At 52.6% G+C, this 19221-nt stretch carries 17 protein-coding genes; 4 read left to right on the top strand and 13 right to left on the bottom strand.

What is annotated here, in order from left to right:
- The first annotated feature begins 50 nt into the window (after positions 1–50).
- The 3 genes from gshA to EOS97_RS03260 all read left to right on the top strand — a co-directional run bounded on the left by gshA (position 51) and on the right by EOS97_RS03260 (position 3988).
- Positions 51–1607, top strand: a complete 1557-nt coding sequence (gshA, locus tag EOS97_RS03270; RefSeq protein ID WP_000611821.1) for a glutamate--cysteine ligase — start codon at positions 51–53, stop codon at positions 1605–1607.
- 149 nt (positions 1608–1756) lie between these two features.
- Positions 1757–2272 (top strand): S-ribosylhomocysteine lyase, encoded by a 516-nt coding sequence (gene luxS / locus EOS97_RS03265; protein ID WP_001130194.1) that lies wholly within the window; start codon positions 1757–1759, stop codon positions 2270–2272.
- Positions 2273–2617: 345 nt separating this feature from the next.
- Complete coding sequence (locus EOS97_RS03260) at positions 2618–3988, top strand: carbohydrate porin (RefSeq protein ID WP_127836117.1); 1371 nt, start codon at positions 2618–2620, stop codon at positions 3986–3988.
- A gap of 48 nt (positions 3989–4036) precedes the next feature.
- Here EOS97_RS03260 and emrB read toward each other — a convergent pair whose 3' ends face one another.
- From emrB to EOS97_RS03190, 12 genes are all read right to left on the bottom strand, one after another.
- Entirely contained in the window at positions 4037–5575 is a 1539-nt protein-coding gene (gene emrB / locus EOS97_RS03255; RefSeq protein ID WP_001187297.1) for a multidrug efflux MFS transporter permease subunit EmrB, read from the bottom strand.
- Between the two features lie 16 nt (positions 5576–5591).
- Positions 5592–6764, bottom strand: a complete 1173-nt coding sequence (gene emrA, locus EOS97_RS03250) for a multidrug efflux MFS transporter periplasmic adaptor subunit EmrA (protein ID WP_001275604.1) — start codon at positions 6762–6764, stop codon at positions 5592–5594.
- A 126-nt stretch (positions 6765–6890) separates the two neighbouring features.
- Positions 6891–7421 carry a transcriptional repressor MprA gene (mprA, locus tag EOS97_RS03245; RefSeq protein ID WP_000378431.1) on the bottom strand — a complete coding sequence of 177 codons (531 nt, stop codon included), beginning with the start codon at positions 7419–7421 and terminating at the stop codon, positions 6891–6893.
- Positions 7422–7917: 496 nt separating this feature from the next.
- Positions 7918–9102 carry an MFS transporter gene (locus tag EOS97_RS03240; protein ID WP_000165758.1) on the bottom strand — a complete coding sequence of 395 codons (1185 nt, stop codon included), beginning with the start codon at positions 9100–9102 and terminating at the stop codon, positions 7918–7920.
- 164 nt (positions 9103–9266) lie between these two features.
- On the bottom strand, positions 9267–10262 hold the full coding sequence (gene proX, locus EOS97_RS03235; protein WP_001216613.1) for a glycine betaine/L-proline ABC transporter substrate-binding protein ProX: 996 nt from the start codon (positions 10260–10262) through the stop codon (positions 9267–9269).
- A gap of 69 nt (positions 10263–10331) precedes the next feature.
- The gene (gene proW, locus EOS97_RS03230; RefSeq protein ID WP_000775021.1) at positions 10332–11396 is read right to left on the bottom strand and encodes a glycine betaine/L-proline ABC transporter permease ProW; all 1065 of its coding nucleotides are present in this window, start codon (positions 11394–11396) and stop codon (positions 10332–10334) included.
- Positions 11389–12591, bottom strand: coding sequence for a glycine betaine/L-proline ABC transporter ATP-binding protein ProV (gene proV / locus EOS97_RS03225; RefSeq protein ID WP_000985529.1), 1203 nt, complete (start codon positions 12589–12591; stop codon positions 11389–11391). The genes proW and proV overlap by 8 nt, the downstream gene beginning before the upstream one ends.
- A 354-nt stretch (positions 12592–12945) precedes the next feature.
- Positions 12946–13905, bottom strand: a complete 960-nt coding sequence (gene nrdF / locus EOS97_RS03215; RefSeq protein WP_000777901.1) for a class 1b ribonucleoside-diphosphate reductase subunit beta — start codon at positions 13903–13905, stop codon at positions 12946–12948.
- 10 nt (positions 13906–13915) lie between these two features.
- Entirely contained in the window at positions 13916–16060 is a 2145-nt protein-coding gene (nrdE, locus tag EOS97_RS03210) for a class 1b ribonucleoside-diphosphate reductase subunit alpha (RefSeq protein ID WP_000246619.1), read from the bottom strand.
- Positions 16033–16443: a class Ib ribonucleoside-diphosphate reductase assembly flavoprotein NrdI gene (gene nrdI, locus EOS97_RS03205; RefSeq protein WP_001275401.1), complete on the bottom strand. Its 411-nt coding sequence runs from the start codon at positions 16441–16443 to the stop codon at positions 16033–16035. The genes nrdE and nrdI overlap by 28 nt, the downstream gene beginning before the upstream one ends.
- The gene (nrdH, locus tag EOS97_RS03200; RefSeq protein ID WP_000028870.1) at positions 16440–16685 is read right to left on the bottom strand and encodes a glutaredoxin-like protein NrdH; all 246 of its coding nucleotides are present in this window, start codon (positions 16683–16685) and stop codon (positions 16440–16442) included. The genes nrdI and nrdH overlap by 4 nt, the downstream gene beginning before the upstream one ends.
- 271 nt (positions 16686–16956) lie before the next feature.
- Entirely contained in the window at positions 16957–17388 is a 432-nt protein-coding gene (locus tag EOS97_RS03190; RefSeq protein ID WP_000209811.1) for a carboxymuconolactone decarboxylase family protein, read from the bottom strand.
- Positions 17389–17476: 88 nt separating this feature from the next.
- Here EOS97_RS03190 and EOS97_RS03185 point away from each other — a divergent pair, with 88 nt between their 5' ends.
- Positions 17477–18811: a PLP-dependent aminotransferase family protein gene (locus tag EOS97_RS03185; protein ID WP_001138475.1), complete on the top strand. Its 1335-nt coding sequence runs from the start codon at positions 17477–17479 to the stop codon at positions 18809–18811.
- Between the two features lie 83 nt (positions 18812–18894).
- Here EOS97_RS03185 and EOS97_RS03180 read toward each other — a convergent pair whose 3' ends face one another.
- A complete protein-coding gene (locus EOS97_RS03180) occupies positions 18895–19221 on the bottom strand; it encodes a DUF883 domain-containing protein (protein WP_001519557.1) in 327 nt (108 codons plus the stop codon).

Raw genomic sequence — 19221 nt, 5'->3', positions numbered from 1 at the left:
GCCATTACAGTTATGCTTATTAAAACGATTTGGACAGGCGGGAGGTCAATTTGATCCCGGACGTATCACAGGCTCTGGCCTGGCTGGAAAAACATCCTCAGGCGTTAAAGGGGATACAGCGCGGGTTAGAGCGCGAAACGCTGCGTGTCAATGCTGATGGCACGCTGGCGACAACAGGTCATCCTGAAGCGTTAGGTTCAGCGCTGACCCATAAATGGATTACCACGGATTTTGCGGAAGCCCTACTGGAGTTTATTACGCCAGTCGATGGCGATATCCAGCATATGCTCACTTTTATGCGCGATCTCCATCGGTATACGGCCAGGAAACTGGGCGATGAGCGGATGTGGCCATTAAGTATGCCCTGCTATATTGCGGAAGGGCAGGACATAGAGCTGGCGCAGTACGGCACATCCAATACCGGGCGCTTTAAGACGCTCTATCGCGAAGGGCTGAAAAATCGTTATGGCGCCTTGATGCAAACCATCTCCGGCGTACATTACAATTTTTCATTACCGATGGCGTTCTGGCAGGCGAAATGCGGCGTTACGGAAGGCGAAGCGGCAAAAGAAAAAATTTCTGCCGGCTATTTTCGTCTGATTCGCAACTATTACCGTTTTGGCTGGGTCATCCCCTATCTGTTTGGCGCGTCTCCGGCCATTTGTTCCTCTTTCCTGCAAGGAAAGCCAACCACATTACCGTTTGAAAAAACGGACTGCGGCATGTACTACCTGCCGTATGCGACGTCGCTGCGTTTGAGTGATTTGGGCTATACCAATAAGTCGCAAAGCAATCTCGGAATTACGTTTAACGATTTGCATGAATACGTTGCAGGTCTGAAGCGCGCGATTAAAACCCCTTCCGAGGAGTACGCGCGGATTGGTGTGGAAAAAGACGGTAAGCGGCTACAGATTAACAGCAACGTTCTGCAAATTGAAAATGAGCTGTACGCGCCCATTCGTCCCAAGCGCGTGACGCGCAGCGGCGAATCGCCTTCTGACGCGCTTCTGCGTGGTGGTATTGAGTATATTGAAGTTCGTTCTCTCGATATTAACCCGTTCTCACCGATCGGCGTAGACGAGCAACAGGTGCGCTTCCTCGATCTGTTTATGGTCTGGTGCGTATTGGCCGATGCGCCGGAAATGAGTAGCGATGAGCTGTTATGTACGCGTACTAACTGGAATCGCGTTATTCTGGAAGGGCGTAAGCCGGGCCTGACGTTAGGCATTGGCTGTGAAACTGCGCAGTTCCCGCTGCCCAAAGTCGGGAAAGATCTCTTCCGCGATCTGAAACGCGTGGCGCAAACGCTGGACAGTATCCACGGGGGAGAGGAGTATCAAAAGGTATGTGACGAGTTGGTCGCCTGCTTTGATAATCCTGAACTGACATTCTCTGCCCGGATCCTACGGTCTATGATTGATGAAGGCATTGGCGGCACCGGGAAAGCGTTCGGTGAGGCTTACCGTAATCTGTTACGCGAAGAGCCGCTGGAGATTTTACAGGAAGAAGAGTTTATTGCTGAACGTGACGCTTCAGTACGTCGTCAGCAGGAGATTGAGGCGGCGGATACCGAGCCGTTTGCCGCGTGGCTTGCAAAACACGCCTGACCCAAAAGAAAAAGGCCACTCACGGAGTGGCCAAAATTTCATCGCTGAAAACAGGGATGATGATAACAAATGCGCGTCTTTCATATACTCAGACTCGCCCCGGAACAAAGAGTTCAGTTTATTTTTAAAAAATTATCGGAGGTGACTAAATGCCATTATTAGATAGCTTCGCAGTCGATCATACCCGGATGCAAGCGCCGGCGGTCCGGGTTGCAAAAACGATGAACACCCCGCATGGCGACGCAATCACCGTGTTTGATCTGCGTTTTTGCATTCCGAACAAAGAAGTGATGCCGGAAAAAGGGATTCATACGCTTGAGCATCTGTTTGCTGGCTTTATGCGCGACCACCTCAACGGTAACGGCGTTGAGATTATCGATATCTCGCCGATGGGCTGCCGCACCGGCTTTTACATGAGCCTGATTGGCACGCCGGACGAGCAGCGTGTTGCCGACGCGTGGAAAGCGGCGATGGCGGATGTGCTGAAAGTGCAGGATCAAAACCAGATCCCGGAGCTGAACGTTTACCAGTGCGGTACGTATCAGATGCACTCGCTCAGTGAAGCGCAGGACATTGCCCGTCATATTCTGGAGCGTGATGTGCGCGTGAACAGCAATAAAGAGCTGGCGCTGCCGAAAGAAAAACTGCAGGAACTGCATATTTAGTCTTATTGGTAAGCGGTTCCAGTATTTAAATTAACCCCGGTTTATGGCCGGGGTTTTTTATTGCTTAATATAATTTGCGTTTATTATATTTGCGGCGAGAATATATTTTAAATTAAGTAATGCCTGGCCTGTTAAATAATAAAATGTGATCTGGTAAACAGAAAAGGCGGATAACTCACGATGCCAGAGTGTATTGATCACATAAACTAAAAATCATAAATAATTAATAGAAAAACATAATGGAATGCGCCAGATATCCAGGTAATAACAAGACTCTACTAATAGCCGGTCGATGGGGTTTTTAGCAAATCTTATCTGGTATACATCAAACTTAAGGGATAAAAAATGAAGGCTAAATATTTGGCGCTGATGATCGGTGCTTGCTTTTCTCATAACCTTTGGGCAGCGAATAATATCACTATTGAGCAGCGTCTGGCTGAACTGGAGCAACGTGTTGTTAATGCTGAAAAACGGGCATCCGATGCCGAGGCGCAAATTCGCTCGCTGAAACAGCAGCAGGTCGCCGCTACGCCGACGGTGAATGTCCAGTCTGCCGAGCCCACTGCAGCAGGTAAAACACCGCCGAAGCTGACCTTATCCGGATTCAGCGATATTAAGTTCTATGGCGATGTCGAATTTAATATGGATGCGGCAAGCCGTTCCGGTAGCCTGACCTCGATGAGAACGTCAGCGAATAAAGATTGGGCATCAGGAACCAATGAACGCTGGGATATTAACGGGCGCTTGTTGCTGGGCTTTGATGGCTACCAGCGGTTGGACAACGGTAATTTTGCCGGATTCTCTGTACAGCCTCTGGCGGACCTGACCGGAAAAATGAACCTTGATGATGCCGTTTTCTTCTTTGGTCGTGAGAATGACTGGAAAATTAAGGTTGGTCGTTTTGAAGCCTACGATATGTTCCCGCTGAATCAGGATACGTTTATTGAATATTCGGGGAATACAGCGAACGATCTTTACAGTGACGGTTACGGCTATATCTATATGATGAAAGAAGGACGGGGACGTAGCGACAGTGGGGGTAACTTCCTGCTGAGCAAAACCATCGACAACTGGTATTTCGAAGTTAACACATTGCTGGAAAATGGCAGTACGTTATATACAGAGAAGCAGTACCACGGAATGGATTTAACCAACGATAAAAACGTGGCTTACGTCCGTCCGGTTATTGCCTGGCAAAACGGGCGTTTTTCAACGGCGATAGTGATGGAAAGTAACGTCGTTAACAACGCCTATGGCTATTATGAGAATGGGAAGTGGATCGATCAGTCAGATCGTACGGGCTATGGTTTTACCATGACCTGGAATGGTCAAAAAACTGACCCGGAAGATGGCGCGGTGATTAACCTGAATACCGCTTATATGGATGCGACCGATGAGACAGATTTTACCGCTGGGGTGAATGCGCTGTGGCATCGATTTGAACTGGGTTATATCTATGCGCATAACAAAATCGAAGCCTTCAATGCTACTAATATCGATGCCGTTTGTGAGGACGATTGCTGGATCACCGATCCCGGCAATTATGACATTCACACTATTCATGCCTCATATTTATTCCCCAACGTGATGGATATGAAAAACTTTAACATCTACCTCGGTGCCTATGCTTCATGGGTAGAGTCCAATCCGAATAATGGCGATAACAGTGAAGATGCGCGTTACGGCGGGCGTCTGAGATTCAAATATTTCTTCTGATTGTTGGTCTACTAAAAAAGGGATCCGCAGATCCCTTTTATCAGATAGTTAGTGCGCGCCGCCACCGCCGCCGCCCGCACCGAAGGGCGGTTTGGCGAACCACACCAGGCCGAGCAGCACCAGGAAGATCCCCGCCGACATCCAGAAGATTTCGTTGGCGGAAATAATCAGCCCCTGATTCGTGATTTGCTGGGCTATCCAGCCTGACGCCTGTTGGTGCGTCATCCCTAAGCCTTCCAGTTTATCGTACATAGCCTGAGCGTTTGGATTATACGCCGTAATCGACTCCGTGAGCTGAGCATGGTGTAGCGACTCACGATCGGTCCACATAGTGGTGGTAATCGAGGTGCCGATGGAGCCTGCCAGCGTTCGCGTGAAGTTCGACAGGCTTGATGCCGCCGCCAGCCGTTCTGGCGGTAACCCGGAGAGCGTAATGGTGGTCAGCGGCATAAAGAAGCAGGCGACGGCAAATCCCTGAATAAACTGCGGCCATGCGGAAGCGCCGAAATCCATACCCGGTTCGAACGTCCAGGCGCGCCAGTAAAAACAGACGGCGTACATAATGAAGCTGAACGTGACCAGCCTGCGCATATCCAGTTTATGCGCGAAGCGTCCGATAATCGGCGACAAAATTACCGGAATAATGCCGACTGGCGCCGACGCCAGACCTGCCCACGTTGCGGTATAGCCGTACACCTCTTGCAAAAGCTGCGGCAGTAGAACAATGGCGCCGAAATAGAGCATATAGGCAAGGCTGATGCACAAGCAGCCAATCGTGAAGTTACGCGATTTAAAAAGAGAAAGATCGACGATAGGGTGATCGTCGGTCAGTTCCCAGACGATCAGGAAACTGATGGCGATGACGGCGACCACGGTCAGGATGATAATTTCCTGCGAGGAGAACCAGTCCAGCTCTTTACCGCGATCGAGCATAATTTGCAGGCTGCCGATGCCAATCACCAGTAACGCCAGCCCGACGGCGTCAATACGTCGCCGTTCGGTATGCGTTTCACGTCCGCGCAGCGTGTGTAACGTCATCAGGACGACGGCGATGCCAATCGGCACGTTGATGAAGAAAATCCATCCCCAGTGGTAATTATCACTGATGTAGCCCCCCAGAATCGGGCCGCAAATCGGCGCGACAATGACGGTCATTGACCAGAGCGCCAGCGCAATGGAGCGCTTTGCAGGCGGATAGTTATTCAGCAACAGGCTTTGCGAGAGCGGAATCAGCGGCCCGGCGACCACGCCCTGCACCACGCGGAAGAAGATCAGCATGTTCAGGCTGCTGGATACGCCACAGGCCCAGGAGGCCGCGGCAAAGGCGACCGTCGACCACATGAACAGTTTGACTTCGCCAAAACGTTTCGCCAGCCAGCCGGTTAAGGGAATCGAGATAGCGTTCGCCACCCCGAAAGAGGTGATAACCCATGTCCCCTGGCTTAGGGAAGAACCCAGGTTCCCGGCGATGGTCGGAATCGCCACGTTGGCAATGGTGGAGTCCAGCACCTGCATGAATGTCGCCAGCGACAGCGCGATCGTCATGATGACGAGCTGCGCGCCCTCCAGCGGTTTTTGCTGTTGCATCACACGCACCTCAGGATTAACCCGCGTTAGCCTGTACGATGTCGTCGATCAGTTTATTGACCGGCGCGAGATTAATTTCGCGTGCGTTACTTTCGGCAACCGGCGTCGTTCGTACCTGGCTGGCCAGTACCTGACCGTCGCGATTAGCGGTATCCACGGTGACCAGCGTCGATAAACCAATACGCAGCGGATGTTGTTCTAACTGGCGGGCGTCCAGTTCGACGCGTACCGGCAGACGTTGAACCACTTTAATCCAGTTACCCGTCGCATTTTGCGCGGGCAGCAGGGAGAAGGCGCTGCCTGTCCCCATATCCAGACCAACGACTTTACCGGTGTATTTTACGTCGTCGCCATAAATATCAGTAATCACCGTCACTGGCTGCCCAATGCGCATATTCGCTAATTGGGTCTCTTTAAAGTTAGCGTCCACCCACAGATCGGTTGCAGGCACCACGGCCATCAGCGGCGTGGTGGGGCTGATTTGCGCGCCAGGCTGGACGGCGCGGCGGGAGACATAACCAGTCATTGGGCTGACGATGCGGGTACGCTCCAGCGCCAGCCAGGCGTTACGCACTTCGGTCGCCGCTTGTTGAACCGCGGGCTGATCTTCCAGTTTACTGTTGAGTATCATTGCCTGGTTGGCATTGTACTGTTGAATGGCGACATCCAGCTGTGCCTGCGCGCTGGCGACGGCATCGCGGGCGTGTTGCAGCTCTTCACGGCCAATAAGATTGGCGTTACCCAGCGGCACACGACGGTTAAGGTCGCTTTGCGCTTGCGCCAGGGCGGTTTTTTGCACGTCGATATTCGCCTGCAACTGCTTGCTGTTAATCATCAACTGGTGCGTCTGGCGCACGCTGGAGGCCAGCGCCGTTTTGGCTCTTTCAAACGCTTGTTTGGCGTCAGTCTGATCGAGCGTGACCAGAACATCGCCCTCTTTTACAAAGTCGGTGTTATCAGCCCAGACTTTCGTCACGCTGCCTGACACCTGCGCCATGATTTGAACCTGGTTCCCTGCCACGTAAGCATCATCTGTCTCTTCAATATGACGCAATACTAAAAACCAATAAATTCCATATGCCACGGCAATAATAACAAAGAGCAAGGTAAGAAGTAGCAGCGCTGTTTTGCGTTTGCCTTTCTTCTTAGCCGGTTGCTGCGGGGTTTGGATCTCCGCATTTGCGCTCATGTTGTTCTCCACGATCTTATTATTCACATCGGCTGAGCCGACCTGTTGTCAGAAAGGCCAGCAGTAACGCGTGCCGGCCTGTCCGCTTTCCTGTTATTAATCTGGATTTTTGAGCGGGTCGGCGCTTTAGCGCAGCGCCTCAAGAACAGTGCCTTCCTGCTCCATTTGATCAAGACGCGTCAGGAGTTTACGAGTGATGTGCTCAAGTTGATCTTTTTCGGCAGTGCTAAGTGATGACCAGAGTTGATGCAGACAATGATGCTGAGGCGGAAGCACTTCTTGCAAAAATGCCTGGCCTTTCTCCGTTAATTGCAGATGCAGGCAACGGCGGTCGTTATCGCTCTCACGACGCTCAATCCAGCCGCGTTTTTCCAGCTCATCTGCAATGCGTGTCGCATTGGTGCGAGATGAACCCAGCGCGCAGCTTAATTCAGACGGCTGAATACTGTGGTTTTCCTGAGACTCCAGCGTAATCAACGCCATAAACAACGTCTCGTTAATCCCTTGAGCCTTCAGCATTTTATTGCGGTTTTCCAGGAGCTTGCCTTGCATGTGCATACAAAGACGAGTCAAAAGAATTTCCTGGTAAGGAAAGTCTTCGTGACGGCTGGCGCGAAATTTTAGCATTTGTTCAATGGGCGTAAACGAACTATCCATTTGGGCATGACCTCATTAATTTCAGCCGATATAGTAACGACAGTGACAAATAAAGTAAATGTATTATTAATACAAAATCATTCTTTCAGGCTATAAAGCAACCAATGATACGCAGACTGAGACGTCAGCGGGAACATTGGGCCCGGTAAAGCGCCACCTGCGGCAAATCCAGGAATGACGAGAAAAGCGTGAGTGCCTGCATGAAAAAATCAGGAGAGAACGATAAGCGGGAGGGGCGAAAGCCGGGTAAACGGCCTTACAACCCGATGCAAAAGCCACCGGAATATCACGGATAGCTATCGGTGAACGACCTTCGAATCCTTGAACGGGCGCTATTGGCCTGGGAGCAGATGGGGATGCAGGGCTTTCCATAGAATTATATTATTCTTCACCGGTATAAAAATAACCATGATAAATGAATAGCATAACCTTAACAGACTGGGGAGCTCCTTAACACCCTAAGGAGCTTAAACAAAGGTAAACGCTCACTATCCGCTTAATTTACGGCTTCCTGTCGGTGAAAACCTCGCCACCAGACCAGTAAATTAAGTAAGGCTACCGTGACACCCGCCAGACAAACACCGGCCCAGCCGGCATGTTGCCAGGCGGAGGCGGAAATCAGCGACCCCGCGGCGCCACCGATAAAGTAGCTGGTCATATAGCCGGCGGTGAGCCGGTTACGCGCATCCGGATGCAAACGATAGATGACCGTCTGATTGGTGATATGTACCCCCTGAACGGTGAGGTCCAGTACCAGAATGCCAATAATCAGCGCCAGTACCGAGGTGTGCCCAAGCCAGATAGCCAGCCAGGAGAGTAACAGCAGCAGTAAGCCGAACGTGGTGGTGAGGTGAGATTTACCTTTATCGGCAAATCCGCCAGCCGGACGCGCGCCTAAAGCGCCGGCGGCCCCCGCCAGGCCAAACAGGCCAATCATCCCCTCGGAATAGCTAAACGGCGGCGCGGCGAGCAAAAAGGCCATTGATGTCCAGAGGATGCTGAAATTAGCAAAGGTCAGACAGCCCAGCAGCGCGCGGGTACGCAGCAGCTTATCGTGAATAAACAGGCTGAATACAGAACCCAACAGTTGCGGGTAATTAAGATGGGTGTCGGATTTGAGCTTTGGCAGTCCGCGCCATAACGCGACGGCCATCAGCGCCATCAGCGCCGACGCTACCCAAAATACGGTGCGCCAACCGCCGAGGTTTGCCAGCAGTCCGGCGACCGTTCGCGCCAGCAGGATCCCCAGCAACAGGCCGCTCATAATGGTGCCGACCACTTTACCGCGGGTGGCGGGCGTCGCAAGCGTGGCGGCCAGCGGAACCAGAATCTGCGCCACCACGGAGAACAGTCCGGTTAAGGCCGTTCCGAGTATCATCATGCTAAGCGACTGACTGCTGGCGGTGATCAGCATTCCGCCAGCCGCCAGCAACGTCATGGAGACAATCAGCGTTCGGCGTTCAAACATGTCGCCGAGCGGCACCAGAAACAACAGGCCAGCGGCATAGCCCAACTGCGCGGCGGTAACGATAAACCCTGCGGAGCTGGCGGAAAGCGAAAAGTGATGCGCGATGGTATCAAGCAGCGGCTGGGCATAGTAGTTGCTGGCGACCGCCAGACCCGTGGCCACAGACATTAAAACGATCAGCGCCGGGCTAAGCTCATGAGTGGGTTTCGTCATTATGGTAATCGTGATTCAGATAATTATTTCCTGGGAAAACAATCATAGCGGATGTTGATGAATAAAGGGGAACGGTGACGTGATGAATCGTGCGCTTTGAGGAGAGATTGAATAGGCCGGATAGCGGCGCATGAACTGCGCTTTATCCGGCATAAAAAACGATCTTATTTCTGCGCGGCCAGCGCTTCTTTCACCCAGCCGTCAAACTGCTGCTGGTGGGCGTTGATCCAGCCGTCCACGTGGCCCTGAACATCGGCTTCAGACGATTTACCGGCATGCATCATGGCGTTCTGCGCGTTGATATCCGCCAGCGGCAGCTTCATGATGGCGAACAGTTTCGCCGCCGCCGGGTTTTTCTCCGCCCATGCCTTATTGGCGACAATATGCATGGTATTAACCGGGAACCCATAGTTCGCGCCGTTCGGCAGTTTAGTATCAATATTTTTCTGTTCGCCCGGCAGGGAGGAGAACGGTACCTGTAGCCAGACGACATCTTTACCCGGCTTCATTACGTCGCTCACCCAGTACGGAGTCCAGGTGTAATACAGCACCGGCTTGCCTTCTTTAAAACGGGTAATGGTATCAGCCATCATCGCCGCATAGTTACCGTGGCTGACCTCAACGGTTTTTTGCAGATCAAACGCTTTATTCTGGTGATTGATCACGGCTTCGCAGCCCCAGCCCGGCGAGCAGCCCATCATGTCCGCTTTTCCGTCGCCATTGGTATCGAAGATTTTGGCGATTTTTGGATCTTTTAGCTGAGCGATATTGGTGATGTTGTACTGCTCGGCGGTTTTTTTATCGATCAGATAGCCCTGCGCAGCGCCGGAGACGAAGACGCCCTCGCGGTAAAACTTTTTGTCTCCGCCTGCTGCGGCATACATATCATCATGCAGCGGCTGCCAGTTCACGGCGGTAAACGTCGCATCGCCAGAGGCGATGGAGGTATAGCCTACGTTGTAATCGACTTCACTCGGCTTATTTACGGTATAACCCAACTTTTCCAGCGCCCGGCTGACCAGTAACGTCTGGAAGGACTCTTCAGAAATCGTGCTTTGGATTGGTTGGACGGTAATGCCTTTGCCAGGCAGGTCGGCAGCGAAAGCGCTGGCGGTGACAAGGGTGGCAAACGCTGAGGCAAATATCACAGTATGTCGCATCGTTGTTCCTTTAATTATGGTAGGGAGTTGTAAGCCCGGTAAGCGCAATGTCACCGGGCGTCAGGAGAGTTACTTAACGAAAGGGCGGGTGATTAGCCCAACAGGACCGGTGGTATACCAGCGACGGTTACCGCGGCTACGCGAGTCGCGCCCGACGGCCTGCGTCAGACGGTCCAGAATGATGGCGAGAATCACAATGCCGACGCCGCCGACGGTTGCCAGCCCCATATCAAGACGACCAATGCCGCGTAATACCATCTGGCCAAGCCCGCCGACCGCAATCATCGAGGCGATGACGACCATCGAGAGAGCCAGCATCAGCGTCTGATTAACGCCTGCCATAATGGTGGGCATCGCCAGCGGTAGTTGCACTTTGAACAACATTTGGCGCGGGCTGGCGCCGAACGAGCGCGACGCTTCAATTAAGTCGGCAGGCACCTGGTTAATGCCCAGGATCGTCAGGCGTATAATTGGCGGTAGCGCAAAAATAATCGTCACCACCACGCCCGGCACGTTACCGATGCCGAATAACATGACAATCGGCACCAGATAGACAAACGCGGGCGTGGTCTGCATCGCATCCAGCAGCGGACGAACTATTTTGGCCGCGCGCGGGCTGCGCGCCAGCCAGATTCCCATCGGTAATCCGATCACGACGCAGAACAACAGGGCGGTCAACACCAGCGCCAGGGTAATCATCGCCTGCGACCAGGCGCCGATCGCGCCGATCGCGATCAGCGATATCAGCGTTGCGATCCCCATGCCCACGCCGGAAACCTGCCAGGCAATCAGCGCAAAGAGAATAATCGCCACAGGGGCGGGCATTCCCAGCAGCAGTTGCTGAAAGCCGTTAAGGATGTAATCCACCGGCACACGAATCCCCTGAAAAAGGGGACGGAAATGGGTGACGACCCAGTCGATTCCCTCTGTGACCCAGCTATCCAGCGGGATCAGCGTCTTATGGAACGGGTCCAGAAGAGAAAAGTGTTCAGGGGCTGGCGCGGGCGCGCTGTTCAACCAGTCGGTACTGCCGCCGTCCGTGGCTACGCCTGCCGGTGTTCCCCAGGCATCAGCCGTTTGCGTCGTAGTATCGGCCACCTGTGCGGTATCCCACGGATTCGTTTGATCAGCCATTGTTACCCCCCTCGCGATCTAAAGCCTGTAGCAACATACGTTTTGAAATAATGCCAACATACTGGTGTTCTTCATCGACAACCGGCACCGCGCAGGGCGCCTGGCCGACGTGAGAGAGCAACTCGCTGAGTGGGGTTTGCGCATCAACGACTAAAGGGTCGTCGATAAGTGCCGCTTCAATCCCTTGCGCCTGGCTTAATGCCGCTTTTAATGAGTCGATGGACACGACGCCCACGAATTTATTGCCACGCTCAATGACGTAACCATATTCACGGTCTTCATCCTGTAATAATTTCAGTGCTGAACGGGGACCAAAACCTGGCGTTTTACGAATTAAGCCGACCGGACTGCGACGGGCAATATCTTTGGCGCTAAAGACCTGACTAATATCCACGCCACGGAAGAACGTGCGGACATAATCATTTGCCGGATTATTCAGGATCTCATCCGGCGTACCAACCTGTACGACCTCGCCATTTTGCATAATGGCAATCCTGTCGCCAATACGCATAGCCTCATCAAGATCGTGGGAAATAAAGACAATGGTGCGCTGATGTTTCGCCTGTAATTTCACCAGCTCATCCTGCATTTCGGTACGAATTAATGGATCGAGGGCGGAAAACGCTTCATCCATTAATAAGATATCAGGGTTGATTGCCAGCGCGCGGGCAAGCCCAACACGCTGACGCATCCCACCGGAAAGTTCATCCGGGTAGGCGTGAGCGTAATTCTCAAGCCCCACCTGACGCAAGGCGTCCAGCGCTTTTTCTCGACGCTCTTGCGCCGCGATGCCCGCTAATTCCATACCGAATGCCGTATTATCCAGCACGGTCATATGTGGCATGAGCGCAAATGACTGGAAGACCATCGCAATCTTTTTCCTGCGCACCTCGCGAAGCTCAGCGTCTGATATTTTGGCAATATCAACACCGTCAATCAGTACCTGTCCGCGGGTGGGTTCAATCAGGCGATTGAGAAGGCGTACCATTGTGGATTTACCCGAGCCGGATAATCCCATGATGACAAATATCTCGCCTTCTTCAATGGCCAGACTGGCGTCTTTAACGCCAAGCGATAGCCCCGTTTTTTCCAGTATTTGCTCTTTCGATAGTCCCTTTTCAATATATTTGAAGGCACGCTGCGGATGCTCTCCAAATATTTTATACAGATTCTTCACTTCTAATTTAATTGCCATGCAATAGAATGATTCCTGTTATTTACTTATGTCGATATGTTACCTGATAGAAATAGTTACCTTTTTCTACCCTAACATACTCAGAATCTGAGACAACCCTGAATTTGCTTCTGGCATGAATATTGCGAGGTGCTATCGGCTGTGATTTCCCATGATATAAGGGCTGAACGCGAATGGGGAGGGAGAGATATTTTTTGAGACAACCAGCAAAAATCCACCTGAATTGGAGGAATCCAGGTGAATAATGTCACTCGTATTGAGTGTAGGACATGTTGTAATATTTGCGCGATTTAACCCGGTATTGCTTGAAATAAAGGCATGGAAAATGTAACGTTATTTCCCATGCCCGCAAGGTTAAAAATTCCAGTCTTCGTCTTCGGTTTCGACTGTTTTCCCCATCACATAAGATGAACCTGATCCGGAAAAGAAATCATGGTTTTCGTCGGCATTCGGCGAGAGCGCGGCAAGGATTGCGGGATTCACGTCTGCCATCTCCGGCGGAAATAACGCCTCATAACCCAGGTTCATTAAGGCTTTATTGGCGTTGTAGCACAAGAAGGCTTTGACGTCGTTAACCCAGCCGGTTTCCGCATATAACGCTTCTGTGTAGCAGATTTCGTTGTCGTACAGTTCCATCAACAAATCCAGCGCGAAAAGCTTTAACTCTTCACGCTCGATTGCCGATAGTTTTTGTAGCGCTATCTGATACTTATAGCCAATATAATAACCGTGAACCGCTTCATCGCGAATGATTAAACGAATCAGGTCGGCAGTGTTCGTGAGCTTACCGCGGCTGGAGAAATACATCGGCAGCCAGAAGCCGGAATAGAACAGAAAAGACTCTAAAAAGACGCTGGCAATTTTTTTCTTTAGCGGTTCATCGCTGACGTAATGAGCCAAAATAATCTGCGCCTTACGCTGAAGCGGCGGGTTTTCTTCGCTCCAGGCGTAGGCGGCATCAACCTCTTTCGTCTGGCACAGCGTGGAAAAAATAGAACTGTAAGAGCGGGCGTGTACCGCTTCCATAAAGCTGATGTTCGACAGTACTGCCTCTTCATGCGGCGTGATGGCATCTGCCATTAACGACGGCGCGCCTGCGATGTTCTGGATAGTGTCGAGCAGCGTAAGTCCCGTAAACACGCGAATGGTGAGCTGCTGTTCGGCGGCGCTCAGCGTCTGCCAGGCCGGAATATCATTCGATAACGGCACTTTTTCCGGCAGCCAGAAGTTACTGGTCAGCCGGTTCCACACCTCCAGATCTTTGTCGTCCTGGATCTTGTTCCAGTTGATGGCGCTAATACGAGATAATTTCATATGGCTTTCCTTATAGCGCGCAGGATACGCAGCCTTCAATTTCAGTACCTTCCAGCGCCAACTGGCGAAGCCGGATGTAATACAGTGACTTAATACCTTTTCGCCAGGCATAGATCTGCGCCTTGTTGATATCGCGGGTCGTGGCGGTATCGGGGAAAAACAAGGTGAGCGACAGCCCTTGATCGACGTGGCGCGTGGCCTCGGCATAGGTATCAATAATTTTTTCCGGACCGATATCGTAAGCATCCTGATACATGTCCAGATTTTCATTGGTCATAAACGGCGCGGGGTAATACACACGCCCGGTTTTGCCCTCTTTGCGAATCTCAATTTTGGCCACAATCGGATGAATGCTGGAGGTCGCATGATTAATGTAAGAAATCGAACCGGTCGGCGGCACCGCCTGCAAATTTTGGTTATAGATGCCATAGCGCATCACATCGTCGCGCAGCTTTAGCCACATTTCTCGTGTGGGTAGCGTAATGCCGCTGCGGGCAAATAGCGTTCTGACTTTCGCCGTTTTCGGTTGCCAGTCGTCCTGTAAATACTGCGTAAAATAGTCGCCGCTGGCATAGCGCGACTGCGCAAATCCGGCGAAGGTTTTGCCGCGTTCGCGGGCCAGCCGCATTGAAGTATGCACGGCATGCCAGGTAATGGTGTAAAAATAGAGATTGGTGAAATCCAACGCCTCCGGCGAACCGTAGGCAATGCCTTCTCTCGCCAGATAACCATGCAGATTCATCTGGCCCAGACCGATGGCATGAGAGGCGGCATTACCGGCGGCTATTGAGGGTACGCTGCGTATATGGCTCATGTCCGACACCGCCGTCAGGCCGCGAATAGCGGTTTCTACGGTACGACCAATGTCCGGTGAATCCATGACGTGAGCGATATTCAGCGAGCCGAGATTGCAGGAGATGTCATGCCCGATGTGGGTATAGTCAAGGTTATCGTCGTAACGGGAAGCGCTATTGACCTGTAAAATTTCTGAGCACAGGTTGCTCATATTAATGCGACCAGCAATGGGATTCGCGCGGTTTACCGTATCTTCAAACATGATGTAGGGATACCCGGATTCGAACTGAATCTCCGCCAGTGTTTGAAAAAAGTCACGGGCGTTAATATAGGTTTTACGCACGTGCGGATCGGCAATTAATTCATCGTACCGTTCGCTAATGGCGATATCGCCAAACGGTTTGCCGTAGCGTCGTTGTACGTCATAGGGCGAAAAGAGCGCCATTTTCGCGTTTTCTTTCGCCAGCCGGAAGGTGATATCCGGGATCACCACGCCGAGAGAGAGCGTTTTGATCCGGATTTTTTCGTCAGCGTTTTCCCGTTTGGTATCCAGAAAACGCAGAATATCCGGATGGTGCGCATGGAGATAAACCGCGCCGGCCCCCTGGCGCGCGCCAAGCTGGTTGGCATACGAAAACGCGTCTTCCAGCATTTTCATCACCGGGATCACGCCGGAAGACTGATTCTCAATGCGTTTGATCGGCGCGCCCGCCTCGCGCAGATTGGAGAGTAAAAACGCGACGCCGCCGCCGCGTTTGGAGAGTTGTAGCGCCGAATTCACCGCTCGCCCGATCGACTCCATATTGTCTTCGATACGGAGCAGGAAGCAGGAGACCAGTTCCCCACGCTGCTGTTTACCGCAATTTAAAAAAGTCGGGGTGGCGGGCTGAAAGCGACCAGAAAGCATTTCATCGGTCAGTTGGGTGGCCAGCGTTTCGTCACCCTGCGCCAGCGTCAACGCCACCATAGTCACCCGATCTTCAAAGTGTTCCAGATAACGTTTGCCGTCGAAGGTTTTCAGCGTGTAACTGGTATAGAACTTCCAGGCGCCAAGAAACGTCTGGAAGCGAAAGCCGCTGGCATGGGCGTGCTCGAACAGGCGAAGGACGAAGGCGCGGTCGTAACGCGCGAGGACGGCGTCATCGTAATACCCTTCCCGAACCAGCGTCTCCAGACGTTCATGCTGGCTGGCAAACGTCACGGAATGCGGGCGGACGTGGGCGGCAAAGAAGGCGTCGATCGCCTGCTGGTCCTTGTCGAACTGAATATGGCCTGCTTTATCATAAAGATTCAGCATCGCGTTCAGGGCGTGGTAATCCATGGTTTCCTGCATTACGCGCTCCGGGGTAGTTGTTGCCAAAATTCATTTACTCCTTTTCGGACGTTATCGATGTCGCGTTGTGTGCCCATGAGCTCAAAGCGGTACAGCCAGGGGACGCCGCATTTTTGTGCTATCACATCGCCAGCGCATCCCCAGGCATCGCCGAAATTGCGATTACCGGAGGCAATGACGCCGCGAATGCGCGCCCGGTTGTGTTCATCATTTAAAAAGCGGATCACCTGTCGCGGCACCGCACCGGCCATCCCGCCGCCGCCGTATGACGGCACAACCAGAATGTACGGTTCGTCTACCTGAATTCGCTCCCGTTCATTGAGCGGAATACGCGTGGCAGGCAGCCCCAGACGCTGCATAAAACGGTGCGTATTTTCAGAGCTGCTGGAGAAGTAGACGAGCGCGCTCATGCGTTTGCCGCGTGGGGTGTCGGGTGCAGACGGTTAATCATGTCCGGGCGGAAGCCAGACCAGCTCAAATCGCCCGCCATCACCACCGGTAATTGACGAAATCCTTGCGCCCGGAGCGTATCCGCTGCATCCGGCACCAGATCGACGTTCACCATCTCAAATTCAAATCCACGGCTTTCCATCGCCCGCTTTGTGGCGTGGCACTGAACACAGTTATTGCGAGTGTAAATAGTAATGCTCATGATTCGTATTTCCATTTAAAATGAGAAAACGGCGCGATGAAACGCGTCGGATTGTCGTGTGTTGATACAGGAAATACTAGATGTAGTTGAATTAAGATTCAACCATACAAGATATGGGAATTTTCGATTGATTTTAACGTCGCTGATGAACGCAGCGGGGTAGGGGCGGCATGGCTAATTTTTGCCGGATGGCGGCGTGAACGCCCGAGCCGGCCCGCAGGTTCACGCATAACAGAGTTGGCTGACATCAGCGCCATCCGGCAACAATGCGTCACATTCGCATACCAATCGCCAGACGGTTAAAGCAGTTCATTAAACCGATGGCGAAGGTCAGATCGCTGATTTGACGCGCGCTGAAATGATCGAGCAGCGGCAGGTAAACATTATCTTCGGCGTGGGTTTCAGCAATGTGCGTCACCGATTCCGTCCAGGCTAACGCCGCGCACTCTTGCTCGCTGAAATGGTGGCTTACCCGCCATCCTGCCAGCGCATCTAATTTAGCTTGATTTACGCCAGCCTTACGCAGCGCTTTACTGTGCATCTCCAGGCAAAATGCACAGCCATTTATTTGCGAAACACGCAGGTAAATCAGCTCCATCAGAGTGAGGTCAAGCGTGCTCTTTTCCAGCGCGTTTTTCGCCTGCACCAGAGCGCTATAAACCTCCGGGCTCAGTTCATAATAGGGTTGGCGTAACGTCGTCATCATGTTTCTCCTCGTGTTGATGACGAGCACTGTAGCACTATAATGGTCTGTAAAAGAGAGCCATATTTTTACAGAAAAAGCAGACCATATGCCGCGCTATCAGCACATCGCTCGTCAGTTAAAAACGGCCATTGAGCAAGGAGAACTCGCGCCCGGAACGCGTTTGCCGTCCAGTCGGACGTGGGCGCAGGAACTGGGCGTTTCTCGCGCCACGGTGGAAAATGCCTATGGCGAGCTGGTGGCGCAGGGCTGGCTGGAGCGACGTGGCCAGGCAGGCACGTTTGTGAGCAACGCTCTACGGTTTGAGACGGCGCCGCCGATACCCGCTGTTTTTGCCGGAGAAAGTCCGGAACCGAAACCCTTTCAGATGGGGTTACCGGCGCTGGATCTCTTTCCACGCGAGAAGTGGGCGCGAGTAATGGGGCGTCGGTTGCGCACGCAGACACGCTTCGATCTGGCATTAGGCGACGTCTGCGGCGAGGCGATTTTGCGCCAGGCGATAGTCGATTACCTGCGGGTTTCGCGTAGCATTGAATGTCTGCCGGAACAGGTATTTATTACCTCCGGATATGCGAATTCTATGCGGCTAATCCTGCGTACATTGTCTGTGCCGGGAGACAGCATGTGGGTGGAAGATCCCGGCTTTCCGTTAATTCGCCCGGTGATAACGCAGGAGGGGATTACGCTGGCGCCGATTCCGGTCGATGCCGATGGGCTGAATGTCGCGGCGGGGATGCGGGATTGCCCGCAGGGACGCTTTGCATTGGTGACGCCCGCCCATCAAAGTCCGTTGGGGGTGGCGCTGTCGTTAACTCGCCGACGGCAACTTCTGGCATGGGCGGCGAATGTGCAGGCCTGGATTATTGAAGATGACTACGACAGCGAATTTCGTTATCACGGTAAACCGCTTCCGCCGCTCAAGAGTCTGGATGCCCCGCAGCGAGTGATTTACGCCGGAACGTTCAGTAAGTCGCTCTTTCCGGCATTACGTACCGCCTGGCTGGTGGTGCCGATAAAGCAGATTGAGCATTTCCGCCAGCAGGCGTCGCTGATGCCCTGTAGCGTACCGTTGTTATGGCAGCACACGCTGGCTGATTTTATCCGTGATGGCCATTTCTGGCGGCATCTGAAAAAGATGCGCCAACATTATGCTCAGCGACGGTTATGGATTGAAGAAGCGCTGGCAGAACAGGGATTTGTCGTGACATTACAGAAAGGCGGTATTCAATTGGTTATTGAGGTTGAAGGTGATGATAAAGCGCAGGTAGCAAAAGCGAATCAGGCCGGACTGGCGGTACAGGCGCTAAGCCGTTGGCGAGTGGTTTCGTCAGGAAAGGGGGGCATTTTACTGTCGTTTACCAATATTACTTCCGCTGGCATGGCGAAACAGGTCGCATGGCAGCTTCGACAGGCGATACAGTAACCGTTTCGCCGAATGGCGCGACCTGGGCCTGCGGCAATGATGCAGGCCCAATAAAGTATGTCGCCATCCGGCAGCGCACGTCGTTAGCGACGCAGGCTAAGCAGCGCCCCGATAAAAATCCCTACCGCTGCGGCGGTTCCTACGCTACACCAGGGTTTTTCACGCACGAACGTATCCGCGCACCCCATCGCATCACAGGCGGCTTGTTTTACGCGAGTACGACCCTGCATCCGCGCCCGGGTCTCTTTCAGCAACGCCTGTGCTTTACGTCGCGCAGCCTCGGCTTCGTCTTTCGCATCGCTTCCCCAGGATTTAAGGACATCTTCCAGACTGTCGGCTAATCGATTGACATCATTCTGAATATCCTGAACACCATCATCGACGTCGTTTCGGTTCGGTTTGTTAAGCAT

The organism is Salmonella sp. SSDFZ54 (assembly GCF_004010735.1).
In the GTDB taxonomy this organism is placed as follows: domain Bacteria; phylum Pseudomonadota; class Gammaproteobacteria; order Enterobacterales; family Enterobacteriaceae; genus Salmonella; species Salmonella enterica.
The sequence above is the reverse complement of the archived record's forward strand: the minus strand, read 5'-3'. Positions and strand labels throughout refer to the sequence as shown.